Source organism: Humibacter ginsenosidimutans, assembly GCF_007859675.1.
GTDB classification, from domain to species: domain Bacteria; phylum Actinomycetota; class Actinomycetes; order Actinomycetales; family Microbacteriaceae; genus Humibacter; species Humibacter ginsenosidimutans.
In genome coordinates this window covers 869,291-886,546 of sequence record NZ_CP042305.1, presented here as the reverse complement: position 1 = coordinate 886,546, position 17,256 = coordinate 869,291, and the positions used below count along the sequence as shown (strand labels likewise).

Annotated in this window: 17 protein-coding genes; 14 read left to right on the top strand and 3 right to left on the bottom strand. The window is 68.4% G+C overall.

What is annotated here, in order from left to right; all coding sequences use genetic code 11:
- Positions 1 to 4: 4 nt before the first annotated feature.
- Entirely contained in the window at positions 5 to 1,087 is a 1,083-nt protein-coding gene (locus FPZ11_RS04300) for a GNAT family N-acetyltransferase (protein WP_146318675.1), read from the bottom strand.
- A 182-nt stretch (positions 1,088 to 1,269) separates the two neighbouring features.
- Here FPZ11_RS04300 and smc point away from each other — a divergent pair, with 182 nt between their 5' ends.
- On the top strand, positions 1,270 to 4,848 hold the full coding sequence (smc, locus tag FPZ11_RS04295; RefSeq protein ID WP_146318673.1) for a chromosome segregation protein SMC: 3,579 nt from the start codon (positions 1,270 to 1,272) through the stop codon (positions 4,846 to 4,848).
- A 28-nt stretch (positions 4,849 to 4,876) separates the two neighbouring features.
- Here the strand turns inward: smc and FPZ11_RS04290 are convergent, their stop codons facing one another.
- Entirely contained in the window at positions 4,877 to 6,238 is a 1,362-nt protein-coding gene (locus FPZ11_RS04290; RefSeq protein ID WP_146318671.1) for an FAD-binding oxidoreductase, read from the bottom strand.
- A 40-nt stretch (positions 6,239 to 6,278) separates the two neighbouring features.
- Positions 6,279 to 6,686, bottom strand: a complete 408-nt coding sequence (locus FPZ11_RS04285; RefSeq protein WP_146318669.1) for an EVE domain-containing protein — start codon at positions 6,684 to 6,686, stop codon at positions 6,279 to 6,281.
- 95 nt (positions 6,687 to 6,781) lie between these two features.
- On the opposite strand from FPZ11_RS04285, the gene ftsY reads away from it, so the two are divergent.
- The 13 genes from ftsY (at position 6,782) to FPZ11_RS04220 (ending at position 17,186) form a co-directional block, all read left to right on the top strand.
- Positions 6,782 to 7,654 carry a signal recognition particle-docking protein FtsY gene (gene ftsY, locus FPZ11_RS04280; RefSeq protein WP_146318667.1) on the top strand — a complete coding sequence of 291 codons (873 nt, stop codon included), beginning with the start codon at positions 6,782 to 6,784 and terminating at the stop codon, positions 7,652 to 7,654.
- Positions 7,655 to 7,683: 29 nt separating this feature from the next.
- On the top strand, positions 7,684 to 8,184 hold the full coding sequence (locus FPZ11_RS04275) for a DUF2004 domain-containing protein (protein WP_146318665.1): 501 nt from the start codon (positions 7,684 to 7,686) through the stop codon (positions 8,182 to 8,184).
- A gap of 65 nt (positions 8,185 to 8,249) precedes the next feature.
- Positions 8,250 to 9,806 carry a signal recognition particle protein gene (gene ffh, locus FPZ11_RS04270; RefSeq protein ID WP_146318663.1) on the top strand — a complete coding sequence of 519 codons (1,557 nt, stop codon included), beginning with the start codon at positions 8,250 to 8,252 and terminating at the stop codon, positions 9,804 to 9,806.
- A gap of 200 nt (positions 9,807 to 10,006) precedes the next feature.
- Positions 10,007 to 10,420, top strand: a complete 414-nt coding sequence (gene rpsP / locus FPZ11_RS04265) for a 30S ribosomal protein S16 (RefSeq protein WP_146318661.1) — start codon at positions 10,007 to 10,009, stop codon at positions 10,418 to 10,420.
- A gap of 4 nt (positions 10,421 to 10,424) precedes the next feature.
- Positions 10,425 to 10,652 (top strand): RNA-binding protein, encoded by a 228-nt coding sequence (locus FPZ11_RS04260; protein WP_146318659.1) that lies wholly within the window; start codon positions 10,425 to 10,427, stop codon positions 10,650 to 10,652.
- A gap of 2 nt (positions 10,653 to 10,654) precedes the next feature.
- Complete coding sequence (rimM, locus tag FPZ11_RS04255) at positions 10,655 to 11,284, top strand: ribosome maturation factor RimM (RefSeq protein ID WP_146318656.1); 630 nt, start codon at positions 10,655 to 10,657, stop codon at positions 11,282 to 11,284.
- A gap of 293 nt (positions 11,285 to 11,577) precedes the next feature.
- Entirely contained in the window at positions 11,578 to 13,215 is a 1,638-nt protein-coding gene (locus FPZ11_RS04250) for an acyl-CoA dehydrogenase family protein (protein WP_210415944.1), read from the top strand.
- Between the two features lie 41 nt (positions 13,216 to 13,256).
- On the top strand, positions 13,257 to 13,949 hold the full coding sequence (gene trmD / locus FPZ11_RS04245; protein ID WP_146318652.1) for a tRNA (guanosine(37)-N1)-methyltransferase TrmD: 693 nt from the start codon (positions 13,257 to 13,259) through the stop codon (positions 13,947 to 13,949).
- 99 nt (positions 13,950 to 14,048) lie between these two features.
- Positions 14,049 to 14,543: an MFS transporter permease gene (locus FPZ11_RS04240; protein WP_146318650.1), complete on the top strand. Its 495-nt coding sequence runs from the start codon at positions 14,049 to 14,051 to the stop codon at positions 14,541 to 14,543.
- A 219-nt stretch (positions 14,544 to 14,762) separates the two neighbouring features.
- Positions 14,763 to 15,110, top strand: a complete 348-nt coding sequence (rplS, locus tag FPZ11_RS04235) for a 50S ribosomal protein L19 (RefSeq protein ID WP_146318647.1) — start codon at positions 14,763 to 14,765, stop codon at positions 15,108 to 15,110.
- Positions 15,111 to 15,264: 154 nt separating this feature from the next.
- Positions 15,265 to 16,002, top strand: coding sequence for a signal peptidase I (lepB, locus tag FPZ11_RS04230; RefSeq protein WP_146318645.1), 738 nt, complete (start codon positions 15,265 to 15,267; stop codon positions 16,000 to 16,002).
- A gap of 37 nt (positions 16,003 to 16,039) precedes the next feature.
- Complete coding sequence (gene rnhB, locus FPZ11_RS04225) at positions 16,040 to 16,852, top strand: ribonuclease HII (protein ID WP_367889430.1); 813 nt, start codon at positions 16,040 to 16,042, stop codon at positions 16,850 to 16,852.
- A gap of 10 nt (positions 16,853 to 16,862) precedes the next feature.
- Positions 16,863 to 17,186 carry a DUF2469 domain-containing protein gene (locus FPZ11_RS04220; protein ID WP_146318642.1) on the top strand — a complete coding sequence of 108 codons (324 nt, stop codon included), beginning with the start codon at positions 16,863 to 16,865 and terminating at the stop codon, positions 17,184 to 17,186.
- Positions 17,187 to 17,256: the final 70 nt, after the last annotated feature.

Here is a 17,256-nt window from a genome sequence, read left to right as displayed (position 1 = left end):
CAGGCTATGCCGGGTCCTCCAGCCGCTTCTGCCAGTTGCCGTCGAGCGCGTACGGCACGAACCCCATGGCCTCGTTGATCGCGCGCATCGGCGCGTTCTCGCCGGCGTTCCAGGTGAGGATCCGATCCACTCCGGGCGCGATGCGTGCCAGCGCATCGATGTTCGCGAGCTTCACGGCGAGCCCGAGCCGGTGACCGCGGTGCCCGGCGACCACGAGCGTGTCCCACTGCTCGACCTTCGTCGATCCCTGTGCGACGAGCAGGATCGTGTACGCCACCACTGCGCCGGTCGCCTCGTGCACGGCGGCCGCCACGAGGGCGGGCTCGCCCGAGTCGAGATGGCGCTGCTCCTCGTCGCGCACTCTGGCGGCATCCCAGTGCTCGGAGTCGAGAGCGATGCCGTCGTGCGGAACATCCAGCACCATGCGGGCACGGGCGGCGGCGTACCCGTCGATGAGCTCATCGGGACAGCGCTGCCACCACGTCGCGATGCGATATCCGTGCGCGTGTGCATCGACGTCGTGGTCCAGTCGCTCGCGCAACTCGGCGGGCAACGGCACTCCGAGGCGGCTGACGATCTCGACCTGGCCGAGCGCGTAGCCCTTGCCGACCATGAACGTCGCGTCGTCGTCGGCGGGAACTCCGCTCGGTCCCGTGATCGGCATCAGCGTTCGCGTGTCATGCGGGATGCCCGCGAGCACGTGCTGCGTGAACGCCGAGACGTCCACGCGTCCGGCCTCCGCCACCAGCTCTTCGCCCCTCGCGAGCAAGGCCGCACCGATCCCGTGTCGTCGTGCGGCCGGAATGACGTTCACCTCGATCTCGGCCGTTGTGGCGTCTTCGTCGACCGGAACCGTGACCAGCAGCCTTCCGACCGGATCGGCGTCGAGACGCCCGAGATAGAGCATCCTCAGCCGAAAAGGGCTGGGGCGGAACCAGGCGAGCTGGTCGGCGGGGTCGTAGACGAAGTCGTCGTTGTTCCAGAGGTGCAGCGCGCAGTCGTTGCCCACGTCGACGAACGCCGCGAAGTCGCCGCCGTCGTCGGCCATGCTCTCGGGAACGACGACCCGGTCGATCGTCAGCTGCATGGGCGTCCCCTCTCGTCGTGCAGCGCGGTTCGTTCCATGCTCGCGCACCTGAACGCGTTCGTGTCTCCGAACGTGTGCGATCGGCTCGCCTGCCGGGCGCGGCGCCGCCGGTCGGGTACCGTAGAGACGGCTTCTCGCCGGGCGGCGCGCGGGAAGGCGGCGGTACGCGAGGGGGAAACCGGTTGCATCTGAAGAGCTTGACGCTCAAGGGCTTCAAGTCCTTCGCCCAGCCGACCACGTTCGCCTTCGAACCGGGTGTCACCTGCATCGTGGGCCCGAACGGCTCTGGCAAGTCCAACGTCGTCGACGCGCTCGCATGGGTGATGGGGGAGCAGGGCGTGAAGACCCTGCGTGGCGGCAAGATGGAAGACGTCATCTTCGCCGGCACCTCGACGAGGGGACCGCTCGGTCGCGCCGAGGTCACGCTCACCATCGACAACGCCGACGGCGCCCTGCCGATCGAGTACTCCGAGGTGACGATCAGCCGCACGCTGTTCCGCAACGGCGGAAGCGAGTACGCCATCAACGGCAAGCAGTGCCGCCTGCTCGACGTGCAGGAGCTGCTCAGTGACTCCGGTCTCGGCCGGGAGATGCACGTCATCGTCGGGCAGGGTCAGCTGGATGCCGTGCTGCACGCGAGCCCCGACGACCGGCGCGGCTTCATCGAAGAGGCGGCAGGCATCCTCAAACACCGCAGGCGCAAGGAGAAGACCCTGCGCAAGCTGGAGGCGATGCAGACCAACCTCACCAGGCTCAGCGATCTGGCGGGGGAGATCCGGCGTCAGCTCAAGCCGCTCGGCGCGCAGGCCGAGGTGGCGCGCGAGGCGCAGACCATCGCCGCCGTGGTACGCGACGCGAAGGCGCGCCTGCTCGCCGACAACGTCGTCGGGCTGCGCGCCGCGCTCGACGACTTCTCCAAAGACGAGACGCAGCGGCACAGCGAACGCATCGTGCTGCAGGAGCAGCTCGAGCAGAAGCAGCTGCGCATCGCCCGCATCGAGCAGGAGCAGGTCGGGGATGCCGTCGACGGCGCTCGGCGCACGGCATTCGCTCTCGAGTCGGTGCAGGAACGCCTCCGGTCGCTTTTCACCCTCGCCAATCAACGCCTCGCGCTGCTCGGGTCGCAGGCGCAGCTCTCGGAATCGGCGCGCACCGTCACGCCGGACATGATCGAGGCCTCCAAGGCGGAGGCAGCACAGCTGCGCGAGGGCGTCGGCGATGCGGATGCCGCTGTCACCACTGCGCAGGCGGCCACGCGTTCCGCGCGTGCCCGCCTCGACTCCGTCGACGAGCAGATCGCGGCGCAGAGTGCCCTCGTCTCCCAGCACGACCTCGAGCTCACCAAGCTCGCGGGGCAGGGCGATGCCGCCGCGCAACGACTGGCCGCGGTACGCGGCGAGCTGCTGCGACAGCAGAACCAGCTGGAGGCCGCCGAGCAGCGGCGCACCGCCGCAGAGGAGGCACTCGCCGACAGTGCAGGCGATTCACCGCTCGGGCCCGACGCGCAGACGGAGCTGGCCGAGGCATACGAGCTGGCACAGGCGTCGGTGTTCGAATCCGAGGCCGAGATCGAACGCCTCCGAGACGAGTTGCGCACGCTGGAGCGCGAGCGTGACGCGCTGTCGGGACAGGCGAAGGCGCTCGGCCGGGCACTGGAGGCCAGGGACGGTTCCGCTGCTCTCATCGCTGCCGGGCGCTCCGGCGTCCACGGCCGGGTGGCAGACCTGATCAAGGTGGAGCCGGGCTTCGAAGCCGCGATCGCCGCCGTGCTGGGAACCCTCGCCGATGCCGTCATCGTGGCCGACCGCGACGCCGCCGTCGCGGCGGCCCGGTACGCGTCACACGAAGACTTGGGCTCGATCGAGCTCGTCATCGAGGGCCGTCAGGCGAGCTCCGCTCTGGTCGCGATCGCGAACAAGCCGAGGAACGCGAGGGTCGCCGAGGAGTTGCTGATTGACGCGACCCCGAGCATCCGGGAGCTGCTGCGGCACGTGCTCGTCGTCGACGACCTCGATCAGGCGCACGAGTTGTGGCCGTCATTCGCAGGCGGCGACTCGGTGCTCGTCACCCGCGCGGGCGAGGTGCTGTCGAAGTACACGCTCCGCGGCGGCTCCGGCACGGGAGCCGGTCGCATCGAGCTGCTGGCCGAGCGGGATGCCGCGGCCGAACGCCTCACCGAGCTCGAGACGGCCATCGGGGTGGCGAAGGCCGAGCACGATGCTCGACGAGAGGCGCTGCAGGCGGCGAAGCAGCAGTCCTCCGCGGCGCTCACGCAGCTGCGGTCGTACGACGCGCAGCTTGCGGAGCAATCCGAGAAGACGAGTCGACTGACCGCGCAGCTGGAGGCGGCGAACGCCGAGGCCGAGCGCATCGAGCGCGGCATCGTCGAGTCGCGCGCCAAGGTCGAGGAGGCGGAGCAGGCCGCCTCGGCGGCGAAACGGGCTCACGAGACGCACGCGTCCAAGCCCCGCCCCATCCTCGATGTCAGCGAGCGCGATGCGGTGTCGGGCGAACTCGACGCCTGCCGTGAGGTCGAGGTGCAGGCGAGACTGGCGGCGGAGACCGCGCGCGAACGGGTGCGTGCGGAGGAATCGCGCACGGCATCTCTGCTGAAACGTCAGGAGACCGAGCGTGCGGCGGCCGCCGAGACCGCACGTCGCGAGGTGATCAGGCGCCACCAGGTGGAGGCGGCCGAGAGCGTGATCGCAGCGTTGCCCCGCGTTCTCGACTCCGTCGATCGTTCGGTGAGCCAGGCGCGCACGGAGCTCTCCGCGGCCGAGGCGGCCAGGGCGGAGCAGAACGAGGAGATCGTCGCGTTGCGCCGTGACGAGGCGACCCTTCGAGACCGCTTGCAGGCGGTGAGCGAGAGCGTGCACGGGCTCGAGCTGCAGATCTACGAGAAGAAGCTGCACCTCTCCGGGCTGCTCGAGCGGGCCGGGAACGAGCTCGGTCTCGTCGAGGACGTGCTCGTGGCCGAGTACGGGCCCGAGGTGATGCTGCCAGCCGAGGTGGAGGACGGCGAGGGCCGGCCGTTCGTGCGGGCAGAACAGGAGAAGCGCCTGCAGGATGCCGAGCGCAAGATGTCGCGCCTCGGTCGAGTCAATCCGCTTGCGCTGGAAGAGTTCGCCGCACTCGAACAGCGCCACAAGTTCCTCACCGAGCAGCTGACCGACCTCACGAACACGCGCAAAGACCTGCTGACGATCATCGCCGACATCGACGAGCGCATGCAGGGCATCTTCGCCGACGCATTCGAGGACACCAGGCGCACGTTCGCCGAGGTGTTCCCGGTGCTGTTCCCCGGGGGCAGCGGCAGCATCATGCTCACCGATCCCGACGACCTGCTCACGACCGGCATCGAGGTGTCGGTGCGTCCGGCGGGCAAGAAGATCGAGCGCCTCTCGCTGCTCTCCGGAGGCGAGCGATCGCTCGCGGCCGTCGCGTTCCTCATGGCGATCTTCAAGGCCAGGCCGAGCCCGTTCTACATCATGGACGAGGTGGAGGCCGCCCTCGACGACGCGAACCTCGGACGCCTGCTCACCACGTTCGAAGACCTGCGTGCCGACAGCCAGCTCATCGTCATCACGCACCAGAAGCGCACCATGGAGATCGCCGACGCGCTGTACGGCGTCTCGATGCGCCAGGACGGCGTCTCCGCCGTCGTCGGTCAGCGCGTGGCCGACCGGGATGCCGACACACGGGCATCGCGAGAGGTCGTGGGCGCTCCAGCAGGCGGATCCGCCGAGCGCGCATCCGCCTGATCACGCGTGTGCGCGACCCGAGCCGCTCTCAGCTCGAGAGCGGCCGTGCCCCCCGAATGACGTTCTGCGGGTCGTGCTCGGTCTTCAAGGCGCGCAACCGCTCGAGCGCCGCCGGTGCGAACGAATCGGCGAGCGAGGAGCCGTTCGACAAGAAGGTCGGCACGTTTCCCGTCGCCGGCGTCGCCGCCAGAGCGGTGTCGAGCGGGGCGAACGACGATCGCGCGCGCGAGACGGCCTCGGCGTCGGGCGCCATGGCGCTCGCCCCGACGTAGGAGGCGGCATCGATTCGCGCCGCGATCGCGTGCTCGGCATCCCCGCCGAGCAGCGCTCCGCCGAACGGGCGCACCTCGAGCCGCGAGAGTCCGAGTGCACTCGCTTCACCGAATGCCGCCACGAGCGACTCCGCCGAGTCGGAGTCATACCCGTTCGAGGCCCTTCCCCAGTCCTGATACGGCATCGGCGCCGTCGGCTCGGCGGCGACGCTGCTGAGCGAGCCGATGCCGAAGACCTGCATCGTGTCGGACAGCACGGTGCCGGCCGCACGCAGAGGCTCCAGCAGCGGCGCACCGGTCTCCGCGCCGCCGATGTGCAGAACGTCCACCGACGCGAGAGTCTTGCCGCGCAACGACTCCGGCACCACGGGTGCGTTCGGAAAGTTCACGATGCCGAACGACAGCCCGAGCGTCGGCTGAGCGCGAGCCACGTCGAAGACCGTGGTCAGCAGACGCTGTGCCGCCTCGGGCGGGAAGACCAGCTTGCCGCCGTACAGCTCGCCGCCGTCGAACAGCGAGAACTCGATCGCGGTGACCACGCCGAAGAGCCCGCCCGCGCCGCGCAGCGCCCACATGAGGCGCTGGTCGCTCTGCTCGGTGACGCGCACGAACTCGCCGGAGGCATCAACCAGCTCGACGGCGGTGAGCGTCGGCGACTGAAGCCCGTGGGCGCGAGCGAACAGCGAGTGCCCGCCGGCCAGCGAATAGGCGACGGCGTTGACCTCGGGATTGCTGCCGGCCAGGGCGATGAGTCCGGTCGCGTCGAGCGCGGCGAGGACGCGCCCCCAGTTGGCCCCTGCCCCCACCCGGGCGATCCGTCGGTCGGTGTCCACGGCGACCTCGTCGAACGCGACGGGTCGCACGAGGATCACGTCGTCCAACGGCAGGGCCGCCGAGTGGCCGTTCGGCTGAGTCAGGACGCTCAGACCGGTCGACGCGGCCGCACGCACCAGCTCCTGGACATCGGGAACGTCGGCGGGGTAGACCACCGCGGCCGGTCGTTGCTCGACGGCGAGATTCCAGGCGCGCGCCGCGTCGCGATACCCGTCGTCTTCGGGAAGCACGAGCCTGCCGCGGAGCCGGGCACGAAGCGAACGGAGTTCGGATGACGAGACCATGGGTGGGACCGTACGGCAGACATCCGACACTCGGCCCGGATCAGCCGCACATCTCCTGCTCGATGACGGCTGCGTCGTGGTCGGTGAGGACCACGTGCCCCCGTCGCAGTGCAGAGCCCCAGTTCGCCGCCTGGGTGAGGTCGAGCCGGCCGGCCAGGTTCGCGATGGGTGCCTCTGTCGCATCCCGATAGTCGATGCGACGTCGCCACGGGCGAAAGTCGCCCTCGTCTGCCTGCCAGGGCTCGTCATCGACGACCGTGCCGATCGCCGTGAACGCCCTCAGCTGAACGCCGTCCGGATAGTCGGTGCGCGGGGAGTAGTAGATCACGGTGTCGCCGTGTCGAAGCCGGGCGACCGGCGCACGCTTGCCGTGGTTGAACTGCGCGACGCCCAGCCGCACAGCACGAAGAACGTGGGTTCGTGACACGACGCCGAGCCATGCGGTCATGTGTTGGCCCCCCTCGACAGCTCATCGTCGCACGATCGTGCCGGCCGGATCAGCAGGGGCGCGTTCTTCCCGTGCTCGCCCTTAGGCTTGTCGGCATGGCAGAACGCTCCTGGTCGCTTGCCGGCGCGCTGCGCGGCATGTTCGTCAAGCCCACGATCGACGAGCAGACGTGGGACGACCTCGAGACCGCGCTGATCACCGCCGACTTCGGTCCCGCCGTCACGGAGGCGATCGTCGAGGAGCTGCGCGCGAAGGTCGACAAGTACCGCACCACCGACCCCGCCGACCTGCAGAGGATGCTCCGCGAGACCATCGAGGAGCGCCTCGCCCGCTTCGACCCCACGCTGCACCTCTCCGAGCGTCCCGCCGTGGTGCTCGTGGTCGGCGTGAACGGCGTGGGCAAGACGACCACGATCGGCAAGTTCGCGAGGTTCCTGCGCGGCTACGACCGCTCCGTGGTGGTGGGCGCGGCGGACACCTTCCGCGCAGCCGCGGTCGAACAACTGGCCACGTGGGCGCAGCGGGCGGGCGCCGAGATCGTGCGGCCGCAGCAGGAACGTCAAGACCCGGCATCCGTGGCCTTCCAGACCGTCGAGTACGCGAAGAACACCGGCACCGAGATCGTCATCATCGACACGGCGGGTCGTCTGCACACCAAGGGCGGCCTGATGGACGAGCTGTCGAAGATCAAGCGCGTGGTGGAGAAGCAGGCGCCGATCGCCGAGGTCCTGCTCGTGCTCGACGCGACGACCGGCCAGAACGGACTCGCTCAGGCGCAGGCGTTCATCGAGCACGCCGGGGTCACGGGACTCGTGCTCACCAAGCTCGACGGCTCGGCCAAGGGCGGCTTCGTGCTCTCCGTGCAGGAGCGCACCGGACTGCCGATCAAACTGGTAGGGCAGGGCGAGGGCGTCGGCGACCTCACCGGATTCACTCCGCACGTGTTCGCCCAGCAGCTGGTCGGCTGACCGCCGGGCATCGACGACGAGGAGGCGACGTGGCGATCGAACACGATTTCTTCGGGGTGGTCGACGACGATTCGTCGGGCGGCCTGTACTGGTCCGAGACCGTGGAGGTCGGCGAGCAGGCTGTCGACGTCGAGTTGAGTGCACCCGACGCCGCGGCGGTGTCGGCGAGCGGCCTGGATTCCGCGGCGTCCGTCATCCGCTCGCTCGAGGGCTTGGATGCTCGTGCCAGAGACGCGCTCATCGCCGAGCTGAGCCAGCGCGAGTCGGTCACCACGCAGTACATCGATCAGCGCGTCGACGACATGGGGGAGTCGCTGCTCGACCTGCTCGTGCACAACTCGGGCGACATCGCGATGGACGTGCTGCGCTCGCTTCAGCTGCTGCGCGTCGCGCTGCGGCCCGACCGCACCGACGACGACGATCCGTTCGCCGTCTTCACCTACTCGATCGACCCCGATGAGACCGATGCCGTGCTCCAGGTGAGCTTCGACGACCGCGGCGATGTCGTGGCGGTCGATGACGGCGAATAGGGCGTCTCCCGCCTCCTTTCGCTGTGGGGGTTCGGTCAGCGCTCTCCAGTACCATTGACCCCACCATGGCAACCTTCGGCTCCCTCTCCGACCGGCTCACCGAGACCTTCAAGAACCTCCGCACCAAGGGCAAGCTCTCCGCCTCCGATGTCGACGGCACCGTCCGCGAGATCCGGCGTGCGCTGCTCGATGCGGACGTCTCCCTCGACGTCGTCAAGCAGTTCACCGCCACCGTGCGCGAGCGCGCCCTCAGCGACGAGGTCAACCAGGCGCTGAACCCCGCGCAGCAGGTGGTGCAGATCGTCAACGAGGAGCTCATCGGCATCCTCGGCGGCCAGCAGCGTCGCCTCGAGTTCGCCAAGAACCCGCCCACGGTGATCATGCTCGCCGGCCTTCAGGGCGCAGGAAAGACGACTCTCGCAGGCAAGCTGGCGAAGTGGCTGAAGAAAGACGGCCACACCCCGATGCTGGTCGCCGCCGACCTGCAGCGTCCGAACGCGGTGACGCAGCTGCAGGTGGTGGGGGAGCAGGCCGGCGTTCCGGTGTTCGCCCCGGAGCCGGGCAACGGTGTGGGAAACCCCGTCAAGGTGGCCAAGGATGCCGTCAAGCAGGCAGAGCGCCAGCAGTACGACGTCGTGGTGATCGACACAGCCGGCCGCCTGGGCATCGATGCCGAGCTGATGAAGCAGGCCTCCGACATCCGCAAGGCGACGAACCCCGACGAGGTGCTGTTCGTCATCGACGCGATGATCGGTCAAGACGCGGTCAACACGGCCAAGGCGTTCCAGGAGGGCGTCGACTTCACCGGCGTCGTGCTGACCAAGCTCGACGGCGACGCCCGTGGCGGCGCCGCGCTGTCGATCGCCTCCGTCACGGGCCGGCCGATCATCTTCGCGTCCACCGGTGAGGGGCTCGACGATTTCGAGCCGTTCCACCCCGACCGCATGGCCAGCCGCATCCTCGATCTCGGTGACGTGCTCACCCTCATCGAGCAGGCGCAGCAGGCGTTCGATGAAGACGAGGCGCGCAAGGTCGCCGAGAAGTTCGCGACCGACAGTTTCACTCTCGACGACTTCTTGAAGCAGATGCAGCAGCTCAAGAACATGGGCTCGATCAAGAAGATGATCGGCATGCTGCCGGGCGCGGGCCAGATGCGCCAGCAGCTCGACCAGTTCGATGAGGGCGAGGTCGTGCGCACCGAGGCGATCATCCAGTCGATGACGCCGGGGGAACGGCAGAACCACAAGCTGCTCAACGGCTCGCGCAGACTGCGCATCGCCAAGGGTTCCGGCATGACGGTCACCGATGTGAACCAGCTCATCCAGCGCTTCGAGCAGGCCTCCAAGATGATGAAGACCGTGGCGAAGGGTGGCGTTCCCAACGTGCCGGGCATGGGTCCGATTCCCGGGGCTTCTTATGGGGGCCGCAAGCAGCAGCAGAAGAAGGGCAAGTCGTCGCGTTCGGGCAACCCCGCCAAGCGCGCGGCCGAGAACGCCGCTCTGGCAGCGGGCGTCAAGCCGGGCGGTTCGGATGCCGGTGGCTCCGGCTTCGGTCTCGGCGGACAGAAGACCCCCAGCGCCGATGAGCTTGCCCAGGTGCAGAAGCTCTTCGGTCGGGGTTAGCCCGGACCGAAGTACTGACCGGATCCGAACCCCTGCGATTTATCGTTCGGGCCCCGGATCTGCAAGAATGGTCAGTCGAGTAATCACGGAACGACCCTCTATCTTCCGTGGTCGATCTCATCCATCAGACCTCCTGCCGCGTGTGCCCCACGCCCTCGGCAGTCAGTTCGCGCGAAACATCTCAAACACACTGGAGAATTGTGGCTGTCAAGATCCGCCTCAAGCGGCTCGGAAAGATCCGCGCCCCGTACTACCGCATCGTCGTCGCCGACTCGCGCACCAAGCGCGACGGTCGCGTGATCGAGGAGATCGGCAAGTACCACCCCACCGAGGAGCCCTCGTTCATCGAGGTCGACTCCGAGCGTGCACAGTACTGGCTCGGCGTCGGCGCCCAGCCGACCGAGCAGGTGCTCGCCATCCTGAAGCTCACGGGCGACTGGGGCAAGTTCAAGGGCGACAAGAACGCCGTGAGCACCGTCAAGACCCGCGAGGCCAAGGTCGCGTTCGTCGCAGACGAGAAGAAGAAGCCGGTGCTCAAGCCCAAGTCCGAGAAGCCGGCCCCGAAGGCCGAGCCGGAGGCCGAGGTCGCCGCCGACGAGAGCACCGAGGCGTAATACCTTGCTCGCTCCTGCTCTGCAGCACCTGGTCGAGGGCATCGTCGATCATCCCGACGATGTCCGCGTCGTGGCGAAGGAATCCGCTCGCGGCGAGGTCCTCGAGGTTCGCGTGAACCCCGAGGACCTCGGCCGGGTGATCGGCCGTTCCGGCCGTACCGCCAAGGCGCTGCGCACCGTCGTGAACGCGCTTGCCGATGGCAAGCGCGTCCGTGTCGATCTCGTCGACTGACGGTGAGCGACAACAGCACCGAGCCGAGTCAGCCGAAGCAGCAGCTTCGCGTCGGCAGACTGACCAAGGCGCACGGTCTCAAGGGCGCCATCAAACTCGAGCTCTACACCGATGACCCGGAGCATCGCTTCGTGCCGGGTGCGGAGTTCTCCCTGCAGGTTCCGACCGGCTCGAAGTGGCACGGAAAGTCCATCACACTCACGGAGATGCGCTGGTACAACGGGCACCCCGTCGGGTTCTTCGAGGGCGTCGCCGACCGCACTGAGGCCGAGAGCCTGATCAAGGCCATCCTCTGGGTCGACCAGGACGATGCGGTCGAAGAGGATGCCTGGTACGACCACCAGCTCATCGGCCTGCGCGTGCTGCGCGACGGCCTCGAGGTCGGCACCGTCGCTCGCGTCGATCACCTGCCTGCACAAGACCTGCTCGCGGTGAAGACCGGCCACGGCGAGGTGCTCGTGCCGTTCGTCTCCGCGATCGTGCCGGAGGTGGACCTGAAGGCGGGAACGGTCACCGTCACGCCGCCTCCCGGGCTGTTCGAAGACATCCCGGACGATGACGAGGGTGACGCACCCGATGAGGCGGGCGAGGCATCCTCCGCCGAATCCGCTGACGCCCCCGAGGCGGAGTAGCTCTCACGCGTGGCGCCGGCCGCGCGCGGATCAGGGCCGGAAATAACGCTGAGCCAGGGCGACAACCCGAATGTCGCCCTGGCTCAAGCTCCCCAGTGCTGCTTCACGTTCCCCCGTGAAGCTCGATGAGCTCCGCAGCACTCTCAACTATGGCGGCATCTCGAAGGCCGCGAAAGTCAGCATTTGAGCGGACAACAGGGGTACGTCTCAGCGGGGTACAACGTGCAACCCGACGTCCTCCTGCGTGAGGATGGATGCAGCCGCGACGAAGCGGCTGGAGGGAACGCGACCCGATGACGACCCCGACCCCGCACCGCACGCACGAGGTGGCCAACCAGGCTCCTGACCGTGTCGACTTGAACGAGTTCACGACCAACGCGGCGCTCGTGGAGAACGTGGCGCGCTTCGACGCGGCCTGGGCGTTCGACGAGCTGTCCGCCATCGGCGAGCATGTGGGCACCGCATCATTCCAACGGGATGCCGTGCTCGCCAACGTGCGCGAGCCCGTGCTGCGGGCCTTCGATCGGCACGGCAACCGCGTCGATGAAGTGGACTACGACGACTCGTACCACCGGGTGATCGGCGCGGCCGTCGCGGCGGGCGCCCACACGTCGGCGTGGGCCGACCCCAAGCCGGGCGCGAACGTCGCCCGCGCGGCGGCGTTCATGCTCTTCGCCCAGGTGGAGGCCGGGCACGCGTGCCCCATCTCGATGACGCACGCTGCCGTGCCCGCGCTGCGTCGGCAGCCCGAGCTGGCGGCCGAGTGGATGCCCCGCCTGCTCAGCCGCGCCTACGACCCCCGGCTGGCCCAAGGCAAGCCGGGCGCGCTCTTCGGCATGGCGATGACGGAGAAGCAGGGCGGCAGCGACGTGCGGGCCAACACGACGCGCGCCGTCGCGGCCGGGGATGCCTGGCGCATCACGGGCCACAAATGGTTCTGCTCGGCGCCGATGAGCGACGCGTTCCTCGTGCTCGCGCAGACCGACGCCGGCATCGGCTGCTTCCTGGTGCCGCGAGTGCTGGGCGACGGCTCGCGCAACGTCTTCCGCATCCAGAGGCTCAAGGACAAGCTCGGCAACCGGTCCAACGCCTCGAGCGAGGTGGAGTTCGACGCGACCGTCGGCTACGCGGTGGGGGAGCCAGGGCGCGGCATCCGCACGATCATCGACATGGTCGCACGCACCCGCCTGGACTGCGTGCTCGGCAGCGCGGCGGGCATGCGCCAGGCCGTCGCCGAGGCGGCGTGGCACGTGTGCCATCGTGCGGCGTTCGGGCGCACGCTCATCGACCAGCCGCTGATGCGCAACGTGGTCGCCGATCTGGCGCTCGAGTCGGAGGCGGCCACCGCGTTGGCACTCCGACTCGCACGGGCGCACGACGAGGACGCGTCGGATGCGGAGGTCGCCTATCGCCGCCTCGCGACAGCGGTCGCCAAGTACTGGATCTGCAAGCGCGGCCCCGGCCATGCCTACGAGGCGCTCGAATGCCTGGGCGGCAACGGCTACACCGAGGACTACCCGCTGGCGCGTCGGTACCGCGAACAACCCGTGATGGCGGTCTGGGAGGGCTCCGGCAATGTGATCGCGCTCGACATCCTTCGCGTGATCGGCCGTGAGCAGGATGCCGTGGCCGCCGTGCGTGACGAGCTCGCGTCGGCAGCACCCACCGACCGCCGTCTCGCGGAGCTGCTGCGCTCGATCGACACCCGTCTGGCCGCCGCGTCGGGCAAGGACCCCGACGAGGTCGCCTTCGACGCCCGCCGGCTCACGGAGGATCTCGCGCTCGCGCTGCAGGCCGCCGTCCTGCTCACGGGCGCTCCCGACGCCGTCGCGGATGCGTTCTGCGCAGCGCGTCTCGGCCAGGACAGGGGCGCGCTCTACGGCACGCTCCCGGCGGGAACGAAGGCGGCGAGCATCCTCTCGCGCGTCTGAGCACCGGCGTGCGACGGCACAGCACGCCCTAAACTCACGGTGTGCGCATCGACATCGTGACGATCTTTCCCGCGATCTTCGACGCGCTCGACGTCTCGCTGCTCGGCAAGGCGCGACAGAACGGCATCGTCGACCTTCGGGTGAGCGACCTGCGCGACTACACGCACGACAGGCACCGCACCGTCGACGACACTCCGTACGGCGGCGGCGCCGGCATGGTGATGAAACCAGAGCCCTGGGGCGAGGCGCTGGATGCCGCGCTCGCGCCGCCCGCGGACGATCCCGTGGTGATCTTCCCGTCGCCCGCCGGCGAGGTCTTCACGCAGTCGACGGCCAGGCATCTGTCGCAGGAGCGTCACCTCGTGTTCGGCTGCGGTCGCTACGAGGGCATCGATCAGCGCGTGTTCGAACACACGGCGAGCCGTGCACGAGTGCGCCTGGTGAGCCTGGGCGACTATGTGCTGAACGGGGGAGAGGTGGCCGTGATGGCCATGATCGAGGCGATCGTGCGGCTCATCCCCGGCGTGGTCGGCAACCCGCAGAGCCTCGTCGAGGAGTCGCACGAAGACGGGTTGCTCGAATACCCCTCGTACACGAAGCCGCCGCAGTGGCGAGGGCTCGACGTGCCGCCCGTGCTGCTCAGCGGAAACCACGGCGAGATCGCGAAGTGGCGCCGTGAGCAGCAGTTCGAGCGCACACGCCGGGTGCGTCCCGACCTGCTCGCCGAAGACTGAGCGCACGTTCGATCGCAGGGACCGCCGCCGGAGTGACGCCCTGGGCGAACGCGGCGTGAATCCCAGCCGATGCGCATGCCGCGCGCCTACTCTGGCGGCATGATGCTCCGCAGGGCTTTGCTGAGATGGCAGCTCATCGCCATTCCGGTGCTTCCGCTGTGGCTGCTGATCGGCTGGGGCATCTTCGGCGCCGGTGCCGCCGGGTTCTTCCTGCTGTTCCTGGGCGCCGGGGTGCTTTTCGTCTTCCTCGGGGTGCTGGCAGGGCTCACTCGGCTGCGGCCGGGCGTGCGCGAGGAACGCGCTGTGGGCTGGTGGGATGCCGTCGCCACCGTCGCGTTCCATCTCGCCGTCATCGGGCTCGGCTGCTTCGGCCCGACGGGTGTCGCGTTCGGTGTGGCCACCGTGCTGTTCGGCCTCGCGACCTTCTGGCTCACGGTGTGGGAGCTGCTCGGCGAATGGCGGCAGAGGATGTCGGGCGCGGCCGCGCAGGCATCCGTGCGTCCCGACACCGCCCCCGGTCAGCGCCAGGCGCATGGCTACCGGCCGCCGCCCGACGACGGCGACGTGATCATCGTGCACGAGACCGGCCGCTGACGCCGCCGTGCACGCGAAGCACGTCGGCACCGGTCCGTCGGCGTTTTGGATGCCTCCACGCTTCGTGGCAGAATAGAAGACCGTGCCGCGGCACGTGCTCTGCCTCCGGGGAGCCACGCACTGCGCGCTGTCGTTCAGACAGCGGCGAGCGGCACGACATCCATACTTCATCCACTTGATCCGCGTTCGACCGGTGGCGGGCGCAGAGAGCGAATAATCATGCACATCCTCGACGCCGTCGACGCGGCCTCGCTGCGTTCTGACATCCCGGAGTTCCGCCCCGGTGACACCGTCAAGGTGCACGTCAACATCACTGAAGGCAACCGCTCCCGTATCCAGGTCTTCCAGGGCGTCGTCATCGCCCGCAGCGGTGAGGGCGTCCGCGAGACGTTCACCGTGCGCAAGGTGAGCTTCCAGGTCGGCGTCGAGCGCACGTTCCCGGTGCACTCGCCGGTCATCGACCACATCGAGGTCGTCACCCGCGGTGACGTGCGTCGCGCCAAGCTCTACTACCTGCGCGAGCTGCGTGGCAAGAAGGCCAAGATCAAGGAGAAGCGCGACGCCTGAGAGGCATCCGCACCCGCGTGTTCGCGGCAGATCCTGAGCTCCCGATCCCCTACACTGGGGCGGGAGCTCAGTTCGTTGACGGCGCGGTTTCTCTGCTCCTCCATCGCGGAGTGCTCCACAGTTGCGGCAACGGATTGCGGGATCTCAAGAACACATGACAGACGAACCTCTGCCCTCCCGCTCGGCTCGCTCCGCATCGGAGAAGAAGACCAAGCAGCGCAGCGTCAAGCTCTTCATCCGCGATCTCGTCATCATCTTCCTCGTCGCGATTCTGGTCTCATTCCTGATCAAGACGTTCCTCGTCCGCTCGTTCTACATCCCGTCGTCGTCGATGGAAGACACGCTCCGAGTCAACGATCTGATCCTGGTGAACGAGCTCGAGCCGAACCTCATGCCGATCCATCGCGGCGATGTCGTGGTGTTCACCGACCCGGGCGGCTGGCTTCCGCCGTCGACCGAGAAGTCGAACACGAACCCGATCGAGTGGGCGCTGTCGCTGGTCGGTCTCGCGGCCCCCGACAGCGATGATCACCTGGTCAAGCGCGTGATCGGCCTGCCGGGCGACAAGGTGTCGTGCTGCAACGCACTCGGGCAGATGAGCGTCAACGGATCTCCGCTCGTCGAGCCCTACATCAAGCTGCCTCCGGGCGAGCAGGAGGCGGCATCCCTCCACTTCAGCGTCACCGTGCCCAAGGGTGAGCTCTGGGTGATGGGTGACAATCGCTGGGACTCGCAGGACTCCTCGCGCAATCAGAATCTGCCGGGCAAGGGGTTCGTGCCCGAGAAAGACGTGGTGGGCCGCGCCATCCTGATCACCTGGCCGATCAGCCACTGGAGCTGGTTGTCGAACTACCCCGATGTGTTCCGCGGAGCGGACGACGACAAGCAGTAGCCCGGCGCCACGGCGCACACGTTCTATCGTCGAAGGCGTGACAGATCAGACCGTCCACGAGCCCGCCAGACGAGCCACGAAGGCAGTTCGCAAGCCTGCGGTCAAGCGCGCGTCGAACGCACCGAACTATCGCTTCGAGGCCGAGCTCTTCGCTGCCGGCAGTCTGACCGTGATCGGATGCGACGAAGTCGGCCGCGGAGCGCTCGCAGGCCCCGTGGCGGTGGGCATGGTCGTCGTCGACGCAGAGGTGGGACGCTGGCCGCGCGGCTTGCGGGACTCCAAGCTGCTCGCCGAAGCCGTGCGTGAGGAGCTCGCGCCGCGGTGCATCCGTTGGGTGCGTCACCATGCCGTCGGCCTGGCCTCGGCGCAGGAGATCGACGCGTACGGCATCATGGCGTGTCTCGGCATGGCCGGCGCCAGGGCGTTCCGGGCGCTGCAGCAGGCGGGCGCGCCGCTCGACGGCACGATCATCCTCGATGGCAACCACGACTACCTGAGCAAGGCGCTTCCGCAGAGGATGCCCGTGGTGCCGCGCATCAAGGCCGACCGGTCGTGCGCGTCGGTGGCCGCGGCATCCGTCATCGCCAAGGTGCACCGCGATCGAATCATGATCGAGCAGGACGCCGTGTTCCCCGGCTACGCGTGGCGCAGCAACAAGGGATACTCCAGCAGCGAGCACTTCGAGGCACTCAACAGGCTCGGGCCGAGCGAACTGCACAGGCTGTCCTGGCTGCACGCAGAACGGCATCAGCCTGCGTTGACGCTCGACGGTCTGGAGGTCGATCCGCCGCCCGCGAACACTCCGGTGCACGGCGTCGCAGCGGGCGGTGCGGCCGGCGCCACAGCGTAGACTCTCGGCGATGGACGAAGACGAGTTCGACGATTACGACCGTGAGGTCGAGCTGGCGCTGTACCGCGAATATCGCGACATCGTCTCGCAGTTCAAGTACGTGATCGAGACGGAGCGGCGCTTCTACCTGGCCAACGAGGTGGAGTTCGTGCGCCGCGACACGGCCAACGACTTCTACTTCGAGATCACGATGCACGACGTGTGGGTGTGGGACGTGTACCGGGCCGACCGGTTCGTGAAGTCGGTGCGGGTGCTCACGTTCAAAGACGTCAACATCGAGGAGCTCTCGACCAAGGAGTTCGAGCTTCCGAAGGAGCTCGCGCTCGACGAGTGACGTCTGATTCGTCGCAGCTTCAGCCTCGCCTGCACGGTCCGCGGCGCATGCCGACTCTTCACAGCTCGGC